The organism is Streptomyces sp. NPDC048018 (assembly GCF_043202995.1).
Classification (GTDB): Bacteria; Actinomycetota; Actinomycetes; order Streptomycetales; family Streptomycetaceae; genus Streptomyces.
Genome location: NZ_JBIDBK010000007.1, coordinates 47,895 through 66,360, shown reverse-complemented (window position 1 = coordinate 66,360; position 18,466 = coordinate 47,895). Strand labels below are relative to the sequence as shown.

At 73.9% G+C, this 18,466-nt stretch carries 14 protein-coding genes; 4 read left to right on the top strand and 10 right to left on the bottom strand.

What is annotated here, in order from left to right:
* Positions 1–169: 169 nt before the first annotated feature.
* Positions 170–2,071 (bottom strand): IucA/IucC family protein, encoded by a 1,902-nt coding sequence (locus tag ACGF1Z_RS26150; protein ID WP_393007980.1) that lies wholly within the window; start codon positions 2,069–2,071, stop codon positions 170–172.
* A gap of 47 nt (positions 2,072–2,118) precedes the next feature.
* Positions 2,119–3,546 carry a diaminobutyrate--2-oxoglutarate transaminase family protein gene (locus ACGF1Z_RS26145; protein WP_393007978.1) on the bottom strand — a complete coding sequence of 476 codons (1,428 nt, stop codon included), beginning with the start codon at positions 3,544–3,546 and terminating at the stop codon, positions 2,119–2,121.
* 320 nt (positions 3,547–3,866) lie between these two features.
* On the opposite strand from ACGF1Z_RS26145, the gene ACGF1Z_RS26140 reads away from it, so the two are divergent.
* Both ACGF1Z_RS26140 and ACGF1Z_RS26135 read left to right on the top strand, forming a co-directional pair.
* Positions 3,867–5,045: a trypsin-like serine peptidase gene (locus ACGF1Z_RS26140; RefSeq protein ID WP_393007977.1), complete on the top strand. Its 1,179-nt coding sequence runs from the start codon at positions 3,867–3,869 to the stop codon at positions 5,043–5,045.
* A 154-nt stretch (positions 5,046–5,199) separates the two neighbouring features.
* Positions 5,200–6,375 carry a trypsin-like serine peptidase gene (locus ACGF1Z_RS26135; protein WP_393007975.1) on the top strand — a complete coding sequence of 392 codons (1,176 nt, stop codon included), beginning with the start codon at positions 5,200–5,202 and terminating at the stop codon, positions 6,373–6,375.
* An 85-nt stretch (positions 6,376–6,460) separates the two neighbouring features.
* Here the strand turns inward: ACGF1Z_RS26135 and hflX are convergent, their stop codons facing one another.
* The 6 genes from hflX to miaA form a co-directional block, all read right to left on the bottom strand.
* Entirely contained in the window at positions 6,461–7,954 is a 1,494-nt protein-coding gene (gene hflX, locus ACGF1Z_RS26130; RefSeq protein WP_393007973.1) for a GTPase HflX, read from the bottom strand.
* Positions 7,955–8,075: 121 nt separating this feature from the next.
* A complete protein-coding gene (locus ACGF1Z_RS26125) occupies positions 8,076–9,635 on the bottom strand; it encodes a M1 family metallopeptidase (RefSeq protein WP_393007971.1) in 1,560 nt (519 codons plus the stop codon).
* A 423-nt stretch (positions 9,636–10,058) separates the two neighbouring features.
* Positions 10,059–12,233 carry a RelA/SpoT family protein gene (locus ACGF1Z_RS26120; RefSeq protein WP_393007969.1) on the bottom strand — a complete coding sequence of 725 codons (2,175 nt, stop codon included), beginning with the start codon at positions 12,231–12,233 and terminating at the stop codon, positions 10,059–10,061.
* Positions 12,234–12,427: 194 nt separating this feature from the next.
* A complete protein-coding gene (dapF, locus tag ACGF1Z_RS26115; RefSeq protein WP_393007967.1) occupies positions 12,428–13,300 on the bottom strand; it encodes a diaminopimelate epimerase in 873 nt (290 codons plus the stop codon).
* Positions 13,301–13,517: 217 nt separating this feature from the next.
* On the bottom strand, positions 13,518–13,982 hold the full coding sequence (locus tag ACGF1Z_RS26110; RefSeq protein ID WP_393008467.1) for a hypothetical protein: 465 nt from the start codon (positions 13,980–13,982) through the stop codon (positions 13,518–13,520).
* Between the two features lie 108 nt (positions 13,983–14,090).
* A complete protein-coding gene (gene miaA, locus ACGF1Z_RS26105; protein ID WP_393007965.1) occupies positions 14,091–15,029 on the bottom strand; it encodes a tRNA (adenosine(37)-N6)-dimethylallyltransferase MiaA in 939 nt (312 codons plus the stop codon).
* Positions 15,030–15,142: 113 nt separating this feature from the next.
* Between miaA and ACGF1Z_RS26100 the strand changes: the two genes are divergently transcribed.
* Together ACGF1Z_RS26100 and ACGF1Z_RS26095 are read left to right on the top strand one after the other, a co-directional pair.
* Positions 15,143–15,382: a hypothetical protein gene (locus ACGF1Z_RS26100; RefSeq protein WP_393007963.1), complete on the top strand. Its 240-nt coding sequence runs from the start codon at positions 15,143–15,145 to the stop codon at positions 15,380–15,382.
* A 63-nt stretch (positions 15,383–15,445) separates the two neighbouring features.
* The gene (locus ACGF1Z_RS26095) at positions 15,446–15,685 is read left to right on the top strand and encodes an antitoxin (protein ID WP_393007961.1); all 240 of its coding nucleotides are present in this window, start codon (positions 15,446–15,448) and stop codon (positions 15,683–15,685) included.
* A 301-nt stretch (positions 15,686–15,986) separates the two neighbouring features.
* On the opposite strand, the gene ACGF1Z_RS26090 is transcribed toward ACGF1Z_RS26095, so the two are convergent.
* Together ACGF1Z_RS26090 and miaB are read right to left on the bottom strand one after the other, a co-directional pair.
* Complete coding sequence (locus ACGF1Z_RS26090; protein ID WP_393007959.1) at positions 15,987–16,694, bottom strand: hypothetical protein; 708 nt, start codon at positions 16,692–16,694, stop codon at positions 15,987–15,989.
* Positions 16,695–16,806: 112 nt separating this feature from the next.
* A complete protein-coding gene (gene miaB, locus ACGF1Z_RS26085) occupies positions 16,807–18,339 on the bottom strand; it encodes a tRNA (N6-isopentenyl adenosine(37)-C2)-methylthiotransferase MiaB (RefSeq protein ID WP_393007957.1) in 1,533 nt (510 codons plus the stop codon).
* Positions 18,340–18,466 lie beyond the last annotated feature (127 nt).

The window sequence follows — 18,466 nt, the reverse complement described above, 5'->3', positions numbered from 1 at the left end:
GTCCGGGGGCGGGTGCTCGGGGGTACGGGATCCGGGGTTGCGAGGGTCGGGGTCCGTGGAATCGGGGTCCCGGATCAGGCGTCCGGGGGTCGGGTCCGTGGAATCGGCCGTCCGCGGGTGGGTGGTGCCAGCTCGGGGCCGGCGCGGGGTGCCCGGGCCGGCCGGGGGTTCAGGAGCGGAGGGGGTTGGTGATGGTGACGTAGACGGACTGGGTGTCGACGGGGCCGACGAGTTCGTCGAGGCCGTGCAGCCGGGTGAGGAGGTTGGCCTTGCAGCGCAGGGTCGCGGCCTCCAGGAGCCGGTGCGGCAGCGGGGATCCGAGGCCGGTGGCGGAGGCGAGGAACTGGCGCAGGGCGGCCAGCAGGACGCGCTCGTCGGCGAGCTGCTGGGAGCCGAAGGCGCCGATGAGGCCGAGGACGTTGTTGATGCCGAGGTAGTAGGCGAAGCGCTCGTCGGTGACCTGGTCGGAGACGAAGGTGTCGCTGGCGGTGCCGATGCCGGGGAGGCGGCTCTCCAGCTCCTCGCGGCGGGACTCGCGGAAGTAGTAGCCCTGGTTGTCGCGGTAGCGGCCACCGGTGGGCCAGCCCTCGGGGTCGAGGAGAACGAGGGTGTTCTGCTGGTGGGCCTCCAGGGCCACCCCGGCCTGGCCGTCGAGCCACAGCACGGGCCGGACCACCAGGTCGAGGTAGCGCAGGAACCACTCGGCGGCGACGGCCGTGGTGGGGCGTCCGGTGCGGGCCGCGAGCCGGAGGACGAGTTCGGCGAGGCGGGAGCGCATCCGGGGGGAGCCGGGCCAGGGGCGCGGGGCGGTGAGCGCGGCGAGGCAGACGGCGTCGTCGCCGGCGGCGAAGGGGTTGTGGCGGATCATGACGTCGAGTCCGGGCACGGGCTCGCCGTCGGGGGTGTCGACGGCGAGCCAGGCCGGGTCGCGGACGATGTCGAAGCCGGGGTGGGCGGCCTGCCACTGGTCGACGAGGCCGGTGCGCAGGAGGCGGTGCACCTCCACGCCGCGGTGGAGTTCCTTGCGGAGGTTCTCCCGGCGGGAGTTGGTGATCCGCACGCCGAGGGAGAGCTTGAGCATGGCACGGGCGCCGGGGCGGTGCACGGTGCGGACGGAGGAGGTGGGGTGCCAGGAGGCGCCGTGGGCGCCGAGGTCGTGAAGGAGGCCGGCGTCGAGGAGGGCGGCGACGCCGGGGCGGTGCCGGAGTTCGCGGGCCTGCCAGGGGTGGAGCGGCAGGGCGGCGGTGCCGGCCGGAAGGTCGAGTCCCTCGGCCAGGCCGGCGGTGAGCTGGGGGGCGGCCACGGGGCGGCCCTGTTCGGTCCAGGCGGAGTCGGTGGCGAGGACGGCGTGGTCGACGGCCATCCAGTGGAGGGGGAAGGCGCCGTGCAACTCGGGTGAGTAGAGCCGGGCTTCGGCTTCGGAGAGTCCTTCTCGGCTCTTGGGCGTGGGGTGCAGCGGGTGGCCGAGCAGCAGGGACTGTTCGGCGCTGAGGAAGAGGTCGGCCTCGGGGTGGGGGTGCGGGTCGCGGCGGCGTTCGGCGATGAACTCGGCGGTGCGTCGTGCGGAGTCCGCGACGCGGCCGACGAGCTCGGTGCCTTCGGGACGGCCGGTCTCGCGGCTGAGCAGGGCGGCGACGGTGACGGCGTCGACGGCGGGTGCCGTGGCGGGGAGGCCTTCGAGGGCGGGGGCGCCGAAGCGGTGCCAGCCGGTGGGCGACCAGTGGCGGACGGGCACGAGGAGGGCGGTGCCGCTGGCGTCGAGGGGGATGCGCAGGGGGCCGGTGGTGACGGGGGCGGGCAGGTTCTTCTCCCGTACCCAGCAGCGCAGCAGGTTCTCGACGGCGGCGGTGTCGGCCGCCCGGGCGGGGTCGGGGTCGTCCAGCGGGTCGCCCGCCGGGGCGGGCGAGGAGGTGGGCGCGGGCGTGAGGGCGGGGGCGGGCGGGGTGCCGAGGGGGGTGTGGGTGGTGGGGTGGTGGGGGCCCGGGTACTGGCGGGGGACGGTGGGCTCCTCGGTCAGCGGGCCGCAGGCGGTGCCGGTTCCGGTGGTCTCGGAGGCGGGGGTGGGGTTCACGGGGCTTCCTTGGGAGGGGGAAGGGGCCGGGCGGGGGCGGGCCGGGTTCAGTGGGAGGACCCGGACGGGCGGGGCCGGTGGGTGCGTTCGGCGGCGGCCAGGGCGTCGGCGAAGCGGTCGAGGACGGCGGCCGCCTGCTCGTCGGTGAGGGTGAGCGGGGGCAGCAGGCGGACGACCGCGTTGTGGCGGCCGCCGAGTTCGACGATGAGTCCGCGGTCGAGGCAGTGGCGCCGGACGGCGAGGGCGAGTTCGGGGTCCGGCGGCGCGGCGGGGTCGTGGGCCCCGGCGGCCGCGGGGGCCGCCTCGGGGTCGACGAGTTCGACGCCGATCATCAGGCCGCGGCCGCGGACGTCGCCGATGCGGGGGTCGGTGGCGGCGAGCCCTTGGAGCTGTCCGAGCATGCGGGCGCCGAGGGTGCCGGCGCGTTCGGCGAGCCGGTTCTCCCGTACGTAGGCGAGGGTGGCGGCGCCGGCGGCCATGGCGAGCTGGTTGCCGCGGAAGGTGCCGGCGTGGGCGCCGGGCTCCCATGCGTCGAGCTCCGCCTTGTAGACGACGACGGCGAGCGGGAGGGAGCCGCCGATGGCCTTGGACAGGACCATCACGTCAGGGACGACACCGCTGTGGTCGACGGCCCAGAAGGCACCGGTGCGGCCGACGCCGGTCTGGATCTCGTCGGCGATGAGCGGGATGGACCGGGCCTCGGTGATCTCCCGCATGCGGCGCAGCCAGCCGTCCGGGGCGGGGATGACGCCGCCCTCGCCCTGGACGGGTTCGAGGATCATCCCTGCGGGGGCGGGGACGCCGCTCTTGGGGTCGTCGAGCACGGTCTCGGTCCATCGGGCGGCCAGTTCGGCGCCGCGGTCGCCGCCGACGCCGAAGGGGCAGCGGTAGTCGCGCGGGTAGGGCAGCCGGGCGACGCGGACGTCGGTGGCTCCGCCGGAGGCGTCGAGGGCGCCGGCCGTCATGCCGTGATAGGCGCCGCTGAAGGACAGGACGCCCCGCCGGCCCGTGGCGGTGCGGACGAGTGTGAGCGCGGCCTCGACGGCGTCCGTGCCGGCGGGGCCGCAGAACTGGATGCGGGCGTCGGCGGCGAGCTTCTCCGGCAGGGTGGCGAACAGCTCGGTGACGAAGGCGTCCTTGACCGGGGTGGCCAGGTCCAGGACGTGCAGCGGCGCGCCGGAGTCGAGGACCTTGCGGATGGCCTCCAGGACCACGGGGTGGTTGTGACCGAGCGCGAGGGTGCCCGCGCCCGACAGACAGTCCAGGTAACGCCGCCCGTCGGCGCCCTCGATGGTGAGTCCCCTGGCCCGTACCGGGACGATGGGCAGCGAGCGCGCGTAGGTGCGCGCCGCGGACTCGCGCTGCGCCTGGCGGCGCAGGATGCCCTCGTGCGCGCCTCCGTCGCCGGCCGCACGACGGTCCTCGTGGAGCGGTGCGCCCGGCGGTACGGCCGGAGCTGGTTCGGTCACGGCCACGGCTCGGTGTCCTCCCGCGATAACAGTTGCATGACACATCGGTACGTTGCGGGGCAGCCCCGTCGGGCGGTCTGACGGCTGCCGAGGGGTCCCCCGTACGTACCAACGACGGGGCCTGCCGGGGATCACGGGCGAATGCCGAGTTCCTCGGCGTGTCCGGGATCACGGCACGGCAACGGCACGGTGGGGGGCGGAACCGCGGACCTGCGTCGTACCGTCCCACCCGGCACCGGCATAGTGGGAGCTTCGCGCGACGCGGCTCTCCGCGCCGACGCTGTTCACCGATGCACAAGTTGACGTAGTCCCAGGGGGATCACGAGATGCGATCGATTCGTCCGCTGCTGGCCGCAGCGTCCGCCGTCGCGGCGTTGACGCTGACGGCGACTGCCTGCGGTCCGACCGAGGACAACGCGGGGGGTGACAAGCCCAGCGCCACCGCGACCCCGTCCGGAGGCGGCAAGATCACGATTCCGGACGACGTGAAGAAGCGTCTGAAGGAGCACGGGATAGACGTCGACAAGTGGCGCGGCGGCGAGTGGAAGAACTGGGACCGGGACACCTGGCTGCGTGAGGCCAAGGACTTCGTCAACCCGATCATCGAGGACCTCTGGGACCCGGACCGGATGCGGGACGCCGAGCGCCCGGACAAGCCGGTCGAGGAGGAGGACCTCTCGGGTGACAAGGGTGTGACGGACCCGACGCCGGAGCCGGTGCGGGCGAAGGCCGTGCCGGCGCCGTACCACACGAACGCGCCGGCCTCCGGAAAGGTCTTCTTCGACGGCCCCGAGGGCTCGATGGTCTGCTCGGCGACGGTGGTGCAGGACCCGGCGCACCCGGGCAGGTCCAACATGGTCTGGACGGCCGGGCACTGTGTGCACGCGGGTAAGAAGGGCGGCTGGTACCGCAACATCGCCTTCGTCCCGTCGTACAACGACGCCGGGAGGTCGACCGCCGCGCTGGAGAGCGCGACGCGCGAGGAGATCGCGCCGTACGGCGTGTGGTGGAGCGACTGGGCGCAGACCTCCCAGCAGTGGATCGACCAGGGTGGGCAGACCGGCGGCAAGGGCGCTCCGTACGACTTCGCCGTGCTGCACGTGACGCCGGAGAAGGGTTCCACCGGCAAGTCGCTGGAGGAGACGGTCGGTTCGGCGCTGCCGGTGGACTTCAACGCGCCGGCGGTGCCGAAGATCGCGAGCATGACGGCCACCGGCTTCCCGGCGGGCAAGCCCTTCGACGGGCAGAAGATGTTCCAGTGCAGCGACAAGCCGGGCCGGCTCTCGGTGAAGGCCGAGCAGCCGACGATGTACCGGATCGGCTGCACCATGACCGGCGGTTCGTCCGGCGGCGGCTGGGTGGCCACCGGCAAGGACGGCAAGCCGGCGCTGGTGTCGAACACCTCGATCGGTCCGGTGACGGCCGGCTGGCTGGCCGGTCCGCGGCTGGGCGCCGAGGCCAAGGCCCTGTACGAGGGCGTGAGCAAGAAGTACGCGAACCAGTAGTCGCCCCGGCGGGTCGGGCGGGACCCCTGCGGTCCCGCCCGGCCCGTACGGGCATACTGTGCACCGCTAGTGACGCGTCCATGGCAATAACTCCCGTGCGGCCGCAGCTGACCGCGGGACCGGGCGCGCGAACACCCCAGGGGGACACCACTTCATGCGTTCCATACGACTCCTGCCCGCCGTCACCGGCGTGGCGGCGGCGCTCGCCATCGCGCTGACCGCCACGGCCTGCGGCCCCACGGAGACCCCGGCGTCGGACAAGCCGGCCGGCAAGACCGCCGCGGGCCCCTCCGAGGGCGGCTCCGACGCCGGTTCCGATCTGACGAAGGACATCGCCGGCAAGCTCAAGAAGCACGGCGTCGACCTCGACGAGTGGAAGAAGGGCGAGTGGAAGAACTGGGACCGGGACACCTGGCTCCGTGAGGCCGAGGACTTCGTCAACCCGGTCATCGACGGTCTCTGGGACACCGAGCGGATGCAGTCCGCGAAGAGCCCCGACCCGACCGTCGAGACCCAGGCGACCTCCGGCGGCAGCGACCCCGTGCCGCGGCCGGTGACGGCGCAGCGCGAGAAGACCCCGTACCACCGCTACGCGGCCCCGGTCGGCAAGATCTTCTTCGATGCCCCCGAGGGGCACATGGTCTGCTCCGGCACGATCGTGAAGGACCCGCGCCGCCCCGGGAAGTCCAACCTCGTGTGGACGGCCGGCCACTGCGTGCACGCGGGCAAGAAGGGCGGCTGGTACCGCAACATCACCTTCGTCCCAGCCTTCAACGACCTGGGCAAGTCCCCCGCCGCGCTGCGCAACGCGCAGCCGCACGAGGTCTACCCGTACGGCCAGTACTGGGCCGACTGGGCCGTGACCTCCGGCGAGTGGATCCAGAGCGGCGGCACCAACCAGGCCTGGCCGTACGACTACGCCGTGCTGCACGTCCAGCCGCAGCAGGGCCGCAAGTCCCTGGAAGAGACGGTGGGCGTGGCCCTGCCGGTCGACTTCTCGGCTCCGGCCCCCTCGCAGGCCGGCACCATCGGCGCCTGGGGCTACCCGGCCGCTCCGCCGTACAACGGCATGATCATGCACAAGTGCCTGGACCGCGCGACGCGTCTGTCCACGGCCCCGGCCACGCCGACCATGTACCGGATCGGCTGCACCATGACCGGCGGTTCGTCCGGCGGCGGCTGGTTCCGTGCGCTGCCCAACGGCACCACGGCGCTGGTGTCGAACACCTCCATCGGCCCCGCCGGCCGCAACGGCTGGCTGGCGGGACCGCAGCTGGGCAGGGGCGCCAAGGCGGCCCACGAGATGGTCAGCAAGAAGTTCGCCCGCTGACCTGACGACGAATGACGAAGGCGCCGGCCGCCTCCCGTGAGGGAGGCGGCCGGCGCCTTCCGCGTGTGCGGCGCCTCGGCCGGCGTCAGTGCGCGGCCGGAACGTACGGCGCGAGCAGCGCCGCCAGCTCCTCGTGCACCCGCGCCTTGATCAGCGTGCCCTCCGGGGTGTGCTCCTCGGAGATCAGGTCGCCCTCGGCGTGCACCCGCGAGACCAGACCGCCCTGCGTGTACGGCACGAGGGCCTCGATCTCGACCTCGGGGCGCGGCAGTTCGGCGTCGATCAGAGCGAGCAGCTCCTCGATGCCCTGGCCCGAACGCGCCGAGACCGCGAGGGAGTGCTTCTCGACCCGCAGCAGGCGCTGGAGCACCAGCGGGTCGGCCGCGTCCGCCTTGTTGACGATGACGATCTCCGGCACGTTCACCGCGCCGACGTCACGGAACACCTCGCGCACGGCGGCCAGCTGCTCCTCCGGGTTCGGGTGCGCACCGTCCACCACGTGCAGGATGAGGTCGGAGTCCGCGACCTCCTCCATGGTGGAGCGGAACGCCTCGACGAGGTGGTGCGGCAGGTGCCGGACGAAGCCCACGGTGTCGGCCAGGGTGTAGACCCGGCCGCTGGGCGTCTCGGCCCGGCGGACGGTCGGGTCCAGGGTGGCGAACAGCGCGTTCTCCACCAGCACGCCCGCGCCCGTGAGGCGGTTGAGCAGGGACGACTTGCCGGCGTTGGTGTATCCGGCGATGGCGACCGACGGCACCTTGTTGCGCCGCCGCTCCTGCCGCTTGATGTCGCGGCCGGTCTTCATCTCCGCGATCTCCCGGCGCATCTTCGCCATCTTCTCGCGGATCCGGCGCCGGTCCGTCTCGATCTTGGTCTCACCGGGACCACGGGTGGCCATGCCGCCACCGCCGCCGCCACCCATCTGACGGGACAGCGACTGACCCCAGCCGCGCAGTCGCGGCAGCATGTACTGCATCTGCGCGAGAGCGACCTGCGCCTTGCCCTCTCGGGACTTGGCGTGCTGGGCGAAGATGTCGAGGATGAGGGCGGTCCGGTCGACCACCTTCACCTTGACGACGTCCTCGAGGGCGATCAGCTGACCGGGGCTGAGCTCACCGTCGCAGACGACGGTGTCGGCGCCGGTCTCGAGCACGATGTCCCGGAGCTCCTGCGCCTTGCCCGAGCCGATGAAGGTCGCCGGGTCCGGCTTGTCGCGGCGCTGGATCACGCCGTCGAGCACGAGGGCACCCGCCGTCTCGGCGAGGGCCGCGAGCTCCGCGAGGGAGTTCTCCGCGTCCTGCACCGTCCCCGAGGTCCACACACCGACCAGCACGACGCGCTCCAGGCGCAGCTGTCGGTACTCGACCTCGGTGACGTCCTCGAGCTCGGTGGAGAGGCCCACGACACGGCGCAGGGCCGCACGCTCGGAGCGGTCGAACTGCTCGCCGTCCCGCTCTCCGTCGATCTCGTGGCTCCAGGCGACGTCCTCTTCCATCAGGGCATCGGCCCGAAGGCTCTCCGTGCGGCTCGTCTCCGCGAAGCTCTGCTTGTCCTGGGAAGGGGAAGAAGAGGAGGTCATTGGATCCTTACGTCGAAGAAAAGTCCGTTACGGCAGTCACAACGCGTGACGCCCCGGAAGAATTCCCGGGCTCCGGCCGCGCCGCCGACCAGAAGATGGTGACACGTCCGGACCGCGCCCGTCATCCCGGTTTCACGGCGCTGCGCCCGGCCAGCGCCCGCCCGGCCCCGGGGTCCGCCGCCCGCGGCGCCCGGCTGCGCCAGTCGGGGTGCCCGGGCATGGGCGGGGTCTTCGCCGCGTAGAGCCAGTCGGCGAAGAAGCGGGTGAGGTCACGCCCGGAGCTCTCGGCCGCCAGCGCCGTGAAGTCGGCGGTGGTCGCCGTGCCGTCACGGTGGTCCTCGACCCACCGGCGCTCCAGGCGCTCGAAGGCCTCCGTGCCGATCTCGTGCCGCAGGGCGTAGAGCGCGAGCGCGGCCCCGTCGTAGACGACGGGGCGGAAGAGGCTGATCTTCTCGCCGGGCGCCGGCGGCTTCGGGGCGGCCGGCGGGCCCCCGGCGGCGCGCCAGTCGTCGGAGGCGGCGTACGCGGCCTTCATGCGCCGTTCCAGGCTCGGCCCGCCCTTCTCCTCCGCGTAGAGCGCCTCGTACCAGGTCGCGTGCCCCTCGTTGAGCCACAGGTCGGACCAGGCGCGGGGCGAGACGCTGTCGCCGAACCACTGGTGGGCGAGCTCGTGCACCATGACGGAGTCGACGTACCACTCCGGGTAGCCGGGCTCCGTGAAGAGGTCGCGTTCGAAGAGGGAGAGCGTCTGGGTCTCCAGCTCGAATCCGGTGTCGGCGTCCGCGATGAGCACCCCGTAGTTCTCGAAGGGGTAGGGACCGACCCGGCGCTCCAGCCACTCCAGGTGGCCGGGGGTGCGCCGGAGCCAGGGCTCCAGGCGGTCCCGGTCGGCGGTCCGGACGACGTCACGGACGGGCAGGCCGTGAGGGCCCTCGCGGTGCACGACGGTCGACTTCCCGATGGAGACCTGGGCCAGTTCGGTCGCCATGGGGTGGGCGGTGCGGTACGTCCACGTGGTGGTGGCGCCCTCGCGGGTGCGGCCCGAGGGCAGCCCGTTGGCGACGGCGGTCAGGGTGCTGGGGGCGGTGATGCGGAAGGTGAAGTACGCCTTGTCGGAGGGGTGGTCGTTGGAGGGGAAGACCCGGTGGGCGGCGTCGGCCTGGTTGGCCATGGCGAGGCCGTCGCCGGTGCGGACCCAGCCGCCCGATGCGGCCGGGCCGCGGGGATCGCTGGTGTGGGTGACGGTGATCTCGACCGCGTCGCCGCGGTCGACCGGCTCGGCGGGGGTGATGACCAGGTCCTCGCCGCTGCTCGCCCACGTGGCCGGCTCGCCCTCGACGGTGACGGCGGAGACGGTGCCGTGGGTGAAGTCGAGGTTGATCCGCCGCAGGTCGTCGGTGGCCAGCGCCTGGATGGTGGTGACACCGGCGAGCGGCTCGGTGTTGCGGCCCGGGTAGGTGAGCGCGATGTCGTACGACAGGACGTCGTAGCCGGGATTGCCCAGGTGCGGGAAGAGCGGGTCCCCGATGCCGAGGGGCCCGGGCGCGGGCAGGGCGGCGGCGACGAGGCCCGAGGAGAGGGCGACGAGCACGGCGGAGCGCAGCACGCGCGCGCGTGCCGTCGCTTTACGGCGCGGGACGGAGACGAGCGGCTTACGGGGCGTACGGGAGGGGAGCGGCATGGGCTACCGCTACCAGGGCCCGGGCCGCGCCCCCGGCCGACGCGCGCGCCCGCCACCCGAAGGGGGCAGGGACGGCCGGTCCGGGCCCCGCCGGACACCCGGTCCCGGAGACGGGGCGTCCGGGGCCCGGAGTCCACGAGCCTTCGCGTCCCGGGGGCCCGGATCACGACTCCCCGGAGCCCGGGCAGGCCCGGATGTCCGGGTCCCGGCTGCCCGGGGATGCCGGACGCCCTCGGGTCCCGGCTGCCCGGGGATGCCGGACACCCCCGGGTCCCGGTTGCCCGGGGATGCCGGACGCCCTCGGGTCCCGGCTGCCCGGGGATGCCGGACACCCCCGGGTCCCGGTTGCCCGGGGATGCCGGACGCCCGGGGTCCGGGCTCCTCGGTCTCGGATGCCCCGGTCCCGGATGCCCCGGTCCCGGATCACAGCTCCGGCGACGCCGGGTGTTTCGCCCGGCTCACGTCGTACACCCCCGGCACGTCCCGCATCGCGCGCATCAGGGCGGGCAGACCGGCCGCGTCGGGCAGCTGCAGGGTGTAGGTGTGGCGGACCCGCTGCTCGCTGGGGGGTTCCACGGTGGCGGAGACGACGGCGACGCCCTCCGCGGCGATGGCCTCGGTGAGGTCGGCGAGGAGGCGGGGCCGGCCGAAGGACTCGGCGACGAGGGTGACGCGGCATTCGGCGGTGTCGCCCCAGTGGACGGTGACGGGGTCCCGGCCGAGCCGGAGCATGGTGTCCGCCGAGGCGCAGCCGGTGCGGTGGACGGTGACGGAGCCGCCGCGGACGACGAAGCCGGTGATCTCGTCGGGCGGTACCGGGGTGCAGCAGCCGGCGGGGCGCACGGCGCCGGCCGGGCCGTCCGGAAGGTCCGCGCGCAGTCTCGTCCCGGAGCGCCGGTCGGCGGTGACGCTCGCGGGCGGGCGGGGAGCCGCGGCGGGGGCCTTGGCGGCCTCGGGGTGTGCCTGGAGCCAGCCGGTGATGGCGATCCGCGCGGCGGGGGTGCGGGCGTGGGCGAGCCACTGCGGGGAGGGGCCGGAGGTGGCGTCCTGCGCGAGCAGGAGCTGGACGGTGTCCCCGTCGTGGAGCACGGTGCTGAGCGGCGCGAGCCGGCCGTTGACCCGCGCCCCGAGACAGCCGTGGGCGGCCTCGCCGTGCTGGGCGTAGGCGGCGTCGACACAGGTGGCCCCGGCCGGCAGTCCGAGGGTGCCGCCGTCGGTGCGGAAGACGGTGACCTCCTGGTCCTGGGCGAGGTCCGCGTGCAGCGAGGTCCAGAAGGTGTCGGGGTCGGGGGTTGCCTCCTGCCAGTCCAGCAGCCGGGACAGCCAGCCGGGCCGGGTGGGGTCGACGCGTTCGCCGTCCTCGGATCCTCCGGCGCTCCCCGGGCGCTCGGCGTCCTCGGCGGCTTCGGCGTTCTCGGCCGACGCGGCCGCGTACGGGTTGCCGAGGGCGACGACGCCGGCCTCGGCGACCTTGTGCATCCGGTGCGTACGGATCAGGACTTCGGCGACGGCTCCGTCGGGGGCGGCGACGGCGGTGTGCAGCGACTGGTAGAGGTTGAACTTGGGGGCCGCGATGAAGTCCTTGAACTCGGAGATCACCGGGGTGAAGCAGGTGTGGAGTTCACCGAGGACGGCGTAGCAGTCGGCGTCCTCGGCGACCAGGACGAGGAGCCGGCCGAAGTCGCTGCCGCGCAGTTCGCCGCGCTTGAGGCGGACGCGGTGGACCGAGACGAAGTGCCGGGGCCGGACGAGGACCTCGGCGCCGATGTCCGCATCCCGCAGCACGGCGGCGACCTGGTCGGCGATGGCGACGAGGGCGTCGCCCGCGCCGGAGTTGTCCGCGATGAGGGCGCGGGTGGTCTCGTACTCCTCGGGGTGGAGGATGGCGAAGACGAGGTCTTCCAACTCGGTCTTGAGCGCCTGGACGCCGAGGCGTTCGGCGAGCGGGATGAGGACGTCCCTGGTGACCTTGGCGATGCGGGCCTGCTTCTCGGGGCGCATCACACCGAGCGTGCGCATGTTGTGCAGGCGGTCGGCGAGCTTGATCGACATGACCCGGACGTCGTTGCCGGTGGCGACGAGCATCTTGCGGAAGGTCTCGGGCTCGGCGGCGGCGCCGTAGTCGACCTTCTCCAGTTTGGTGACACCGTCGACGAGGTACGCGACCTCGGCGCCGAACTCGCGCCGCACCTGATCGAGGGTCACCTCGGTGTCCTCGACGGTGTCGTGGAGCAGGGCGGCGGTCAACGTCGTCGTCTCCGCGCCGAGTTCGGCGAGGATCAGGGTGACCGCGAGCGGGTGGGTGATGTACGGCTCGCCGCTCTTGCGGAACTGGCCCCGGTGCGAGGACTCGGCGAGGACGTACGCGCGGCGCAGCACGGCCAGGTCGGCGTCGGGGTGGTGCGCGCGGTGGGCTTCGCCGACGTGCCCGATCGCGTCGGGCAGCCGGTCGCGGACGGCGGGCCCGGCGGTCGCCCCGAGCAGCGCGGCGCGGCCCAGCCGGCGCAGGTCGATCCGCGGGCGGGATCGTCTGCGGCCGGGAGCGTCGGGGCCGATGGCCCCGGCCTCGCTCACGGGGTTGGTGGCCTCTGCGCTCATGGGGCACCTCCGGCGGCGTCGACCGGCGGTGGGGCCGGGCAGGCATGCCCGGCGGGCCGGTGCTTGATGCTACCGACCCCACCACGTGGCGCAGTCCCGCTCTCGCCGAGCGTGAAGCGGATCACCCATTCGAGGGATGAATCAGTCGTTGACTGTTTCGATTCCGTGGCCTCCGGCGGATCGGGGGATCCGCGTCAGGCGTCGAGCCACGAGGGCTCGACGGTGCCCTCGGCGACGATCACGGCCGGGCCGGTCATCTCGATCTCGCCGTCGGGGTGCTCCGTGATGACGAGCGTCCCGCCGAGGACGTCGACGGTGTACGTGACGGGGGTGCCGGTCACGGCCGGGTCGGCGCCGTCCCGGCGGGCGGTGGCGACGGCGACGGCGCACGCGCCGGTGCCGCAGGAGCGGGTCTCGGCGGCGCCGCGCTCGTGGACGCGCATGGCGACGTGGCGGGGGCCGCGGTCGGCGACGAACTCGATGTTCACACCGTCCGGGTAGACCGAGGCCGGCGCGTAGGGCGGCTCGTCGTACAGGGTGCCGGCGTGGGCGAGGTCGTCGACGAAGGCGACCGCGTGCGGGTTGCCCATGTTCACGTTGCGGGCGGGCCAGCTGCGGCCGTCGACGGTGACGGTGACGCCCGCCTCGGGGAGCAGGGCCCTGCCCATCCGTACGGTGACGGAGCCGTCCTTGTCGAGGTGGACGCGCTTGACGCCGCCCCGGGTGGCCACGGCGACCTCGCCGGCGGTGACGTGGCCGGCGTGCTGCAGATAGCGCGCGAAGACCCGGACGCCGTTGCCGCACATCTCGGCGACGGAGCCGTCCGCGTTGCGGTAGTCCATGAACCACTCCGCCGCGCCGGCCATGGGCCGCGCCTCGGGATGGGCGGCGCTCCGCACGACGTGCAGCACCCCGTCGGCGCCGATGCCGGCCCGGCGGTCGCAGAGGCGGGCGACGGCGGCCGGGGACAGGTCGACGGCGTTCTCCGCGTCGGGGACGATCACGAAGTCGTTCTCGGTGCCGTGGCCCTTGAGGAAGGCGAGGGGCGAGGTCTGCGCGCTGGTCACGGGACCAACTCTACGGGGCGGGTACGGCGGGGGCCGCGACGGTCCACGGAGCGGTACGGGCAGGTGCCCGGCGGGCGCCTCGCCGCGCACTCCGTGCCGCGCCCCGCCGTGGGAGGCCTGGAGGGACGTCCCGCCTCGCACTCCGTGCCTCGCCACGCGGCGCCCCGGGAGGCCTGGAGGAGCGTCCCGCCTCGCCGCCGGGCCCGTCCCGCCGCGCTCAGCGCAGCCGGGCCACGCGCCAGACGGCGAGGGCGACCAGGAGGGCGCTGAAGGAGACGTACAGGGCGAGGACGCGCCAGTCCGGGCGCTCGCCGGAGCCCCGGGCGGGCAGCCCGGGCCAGGTGTGGCCGACCCGGCGGGCGGCCATCATGCCCCAGCCGGCCGCGCAGGAGCTGATCAGCAGACCCAGCATGGCGACGACGGCGCCGCCCTCGCCCGAGCCGAACGCGAGCGGGAAGGCGAACATCAGGGAGCCGACGGCGGCGAGCCCGACGATCGGGGCGAGCTGCCAGATCCGCAGCCGGCGCTGCGGGCGCAGTTCCACCTCGACTTCCGCCGCGTCCACCTCGACGGCGCTGCCTTCGGCGTCGTCCGGTCCGTCCGGCGTCAGTCCGGGCGTCCCACCGGGGGTTTCGCCCCGGACGGCGGACTGCTGCTCTGTGTCGCGAGGGCCGGCCTCCATCGCCACGCGCCCTCCCAACTCGGACTCCACTTGGTCGATCGATGCTCGATGATGGCACGCCCCCGCCCCCCGGAATGACGGGCATGACGTCCCGATGCCATCACGTGATCAGGCTGTGACCGCTCGTTCGACCAACGCCAGCGCCCGCCCAGGGAGTTCCCCGCGGTCCTCGACGGCGCCGCTGAGCCAGTGGACCCGGGGGTCACGGCGGAACCACGAGTCCTGCCGACGTGCGAAGCGCTTGGTGGCGCGGACCGTCTCGGCGCGCGCCTCGTCCTCGGTGCACTCCCCGGCGAGCGCGGCGAGCACCTGCTGGTAGCCGAGGGCGCGGGCCGCGGTGCGCCCCTCGCGCAGGCCGTGGGCCTCCAGGTCGCGGACCTCGTCGACGAGTCCCGCCTCCCACATGCGGTCGACCCGGGTGGCGATCCGCTCGTCGAGCTCGGGGCGGGCGACGTCCACGCCGATCTGCACGGTGTCGTAGACGGAGTCGTGGCCGGGAAGGTTCGCCGTGAAGGGCTTTCCGGTGATCTCGATGACCTCCAGGGCGCGGACGATGCGCCGGCCGTTGCTCGGCAGGATCGCCCGGGCGGCCTCGGGGTCGGCGGCGGCGAGGCGGGCGTGCAGGACGCCGGAGCCGCGCTCCTCGAGCTCGGCCTCCAGGCGGCCCCGGAGCTCCGGGTCGGTGCCGGGGAACTCCATGACGTCCAGGGCACCGCGCACGTACAGTCCGGAGCCGCCGACGAGGACCGGGGTGCGGCCCTCGGCGAGCAGCCGGTCGATCTCGGCACGCGCGAGCCGCTGGTATTCGGCGACGCTCGCGGCCTCGGTGACCTCCCAGATGTCCAGGAGGTGGTGCGGGACGCCGCCGCGCTCCTCCACCGTCAGTTTGGCGGTGCCGATGTCCATCCCCCGGTAGAGCTGCATCGAGTCGGCGTTGACGACCTCGCCGCCCAGCTGCTGGGCGAGGAAGACGCCCAGATCGGACTTTCCGGCCGCTGTGGGACCGACGACGGCGATGACCCGCGGGGCGGGAGCTGCAGTTCTCACTTCCCCAGTCTCGCAAACCTCACGACGCGTCCCCGAATGAGCTACGTGACGGCCTTCGTCCGGCCTTCGTTGCCTGTTGCGGAATGAGGACCCTGAGTAGGCTAGGAGCCGATATGGGAGTTTTTGCGCTTTTTCGCCGGAAGAGCAAGGCAGAGGCCTCCGGCACGGAGACCGTGACGGAGGAGGCGGAGACGGCCGCCGATGCCGCCGAGGTTCCCGCGTCCCCGGAGGCCGGCGACGCCGCGGCCGAGACCGCCGGGCCCACGGCGGCGGCGGAGGTCGTCGAGATCCCCAAGCAGCAGTCGGCGGAGGAGGCCGCGGACCGCGAGGCCGGCGAGAACGCCCGCAGCTAGACGGCACGGATGCGCACGTAACGGCACGGACCCGGCCGGGTCCGGCGGAGGGAGGGTGACCCCATGGGTCTCCTGGATTCACTGAAGGCCAAGCTCGCCCCGGCCAAGGACAAGGTCTCCGACCTCGCCAAGGAGCACGGGGGCAAGGTGGAGCACGGCCTGGACAAGGCCGCCAAGGTGGTCGACGAGAAGACCAAGGGCAAGTACAGCGACAAGATCGAGTCCGGCACCGGCAAGGCCAAGGAGGCCATCGGGCGGATCGCCCACAAGGACGAGGGTCCGCCCCCGCCGCCGGCCACCTGACCCGACGCCCGTCCCTCCCCCACGGCGGACGGCCGCGGAGCGCCTGCTCCGCGGCCGTCCGCCGTCGCGGTCCCAGCGCGGTCCCGTCACGGTTCCGTCGCGGTCCCTGAGTCCCGCCGCTACGGATCTCCCCGCACCGCCCGCGCGGTGCTTCACGCACTGCCGTCGCGGTCCCGAGTCCCCGCCGCTACGGATCTCCCCGCACGCCCTCGCGGTCCGGGCGCCCGTGCCCCGTCGCTCCGCCCCGCCGTCGTGCGTCCGTCCCGCGCGGGACCGTTACACGCCACCGGCACGCGCGCGGTCAGCTCCAGGCGGCGACGAAGTAGCCGACGCCGTACGGGGCGTCCTCGTAGAGCAGCCGGCCCGCCAGGTCCGCGCCCTCGGCGGCGCCCGCGAGCACCTGCCACGGGGCCCGGCCGGCCGCCTTGAGCTCGTGAGCGAGCCGCTCGTCCAGCGCGAGCAGCGCGGCCCGGTCCGCCGCGCCGAGCGCCCGCGCGGCCGCCGCGTCGAAGGCCTCGGCGCGCTCGTCCAGGTAGCCGGGCGCCTTCAGCGTGCGGCAGGCGCTGCCGTCGCCCATCACGAGCAGGGCCACCCGCTCCGCCGACCCGGCGATCTCCCGGCCGGTCGCCGCGCAGCGCGCGGCCTCCAGCGGCTCCCCGACGCCGAGGCCCTCGACGGGCGCGCCGGACCAGTCGGTGTGCTCCAGGAGCCAGCCGGCGACCGCGAGCGAGGGCGGCAGCGGCCGGTCCCCGCCGGGCCCGTCGCCGAGCCGTACGGTCAGGTCGACGCCGAAACCGGCGAAGGTACCGGACGAGCCGGCCGGGAACACACCCCGGGCGTCCTCGTCGGCGGGGCCGATGACGACGAGCCGGTCGGGGCGGGACGCGGCGAGCACGCCGAGCGCGTCGGAGCAGGCCGTACGGGCCTCGGCGAGCTCGGGCGCGGCACCGGCCGCGACGGCGGGCACGAGCAGCGGGGGGCAGGGGCAGACGGCGGCGGCGACAAGCATGATCCGCAGCCTACTGGTCCACCGCACCGCGGGCCGGTCGTCCTCCGTGGTCCGCACCGCGCGACCCCGGCCCGTCGGACGCCGTGGTCCCCTCGCGGGTCGTGCCTCGGGGTCAGTGGCTCCCGCAGGCGGGCGCGTCGGCGACCGGGAGCGGCTCCGGGACGCCGATCTTCGGCAGGCCGAGGAGCACGCCGGCCGGCTTGGCGGCGGCCGCGGCGGTGCGCTTCTCCCAGGCGTCGCCCGCCCGGGTACGGCGGACGGCGGTGGTCGGGCCCTCGGCGAGGAGGTGGTGCGGGGCGGCGTAGGTGATCTCGACCGTCACGACGTCGCCCGGGCGCACGTCCTCGTCCGGCTTGGTGAAGTGCACCAGGCGGTTGTCGGGGGCGCGGCCGGAGAGGCGGTGGGTCTCGCCGTCCTTGCGGCCCTCGCCCTCCGCGACCATGACCTCCAGGGTGCGGCCGACCTGCTTCTTGTTCTCCTCCCAGGAGATCTCCTCCTGGAGGGCGACGAGACGCTCGTAGCGCGCCTGCACGACCTCCTTGGGGATCTGGCCCTCCATGGTGGCCGCGGGGGTGCCGGGGCGCTTGGAGTACTGGAAGGTGAAGGCGTTCGCGAAGCGGGCCTCGCGGACCACGTGCATGGTCTGCTCGAAGTCCTCCTCGGTCTCGCCGGGGAAGCCCACGATGATGTCGGTGGAGATGGCGGCGTGCGGGATCGCGGCGCGCACCTTCTCGATGATCCCGAGGAAGCGCTCCTGCCGGTACGAGCGGCGCATCGCCTTCAGGACGGTGTCCGAGCCGGACTGCAGGGGCATGTGCAGCTGCGGCATCACGTTCGGGGTCTCGGCCATGGCGGCGATGACGTCGTCCGTGAAGTCGCGCGGGTGCGGCGAGGTGAAGCGGACCCGCTCCAGGCCCTCGATCTCCCCGCAGGCGCGCAGCAGCTTGCTGAAGGCCTCGCGGTCGCCCAGGTCGGAGCCGTACGCGTTGACGTTCTGGCCGAGCAGGGTGATCTCGGAGACGCCCTCGCCGACCAGCGCCTCGATCTCGGCGAGGATGTCGCCGGGACGGCGGTCCTCCTCCTTGCCGCGCAGCGCCGGGACGATGCAGAAGGTGCAGGTGTTGTTGCAGCCGACGGAGATGGAGACCCAGGCGGCGTAGGCGGACTCGCGGCGGGTCGGCAGCGTCGACGGGAACGCCTCCAGGGACTCCGCGATCTCGACCTGGGCCTCCTCCTGGACGCGGGCGCGCTCGAGGAGGACCGGCAGCTTGCCGATGTTGTGGGTGCCGAAGACCACGTCGACCCAGGGGGCCCGCTTGACGATGGTGTCGCGGTCCTTCTGCGCCAGGCAGCCGCCGACGGCGATCTGCATGCCGGGCCGGGCGGCCTTCATCGGCGCGAGGTGGCCGAGGTTGCCGTACAGCTTGTTGTCGGCGTTCTCGCGGACCGCGCAGGTGTTGAAGACCACCACGTCGGCGTCGCCGTTGGAGCCCGCGGGAGCCTTCTCGTAACCCGCCGCCTCAAGGAGGCCGGAGAGCCGTTCGGAGTCGTGGACGTTCATCTGGCACCCGTAGGTGCGCACTTCGTAGGTTCGCGTCACGCCCTGCTCGGCCACGGCTCCGGTCCCGTCTTTGCTGCTGGTCACCTCACAAGGGTAAGGGGGGCCGGGGGTTGCCCCGCTCCCCCGGCCGCCGCCCGCCCCCGGGTGCCCGCCGCCCCGCCGCCGGGGACCCGCCGCCAGGACCCGCCGCCGCACCGGCCGCGGACCGCCG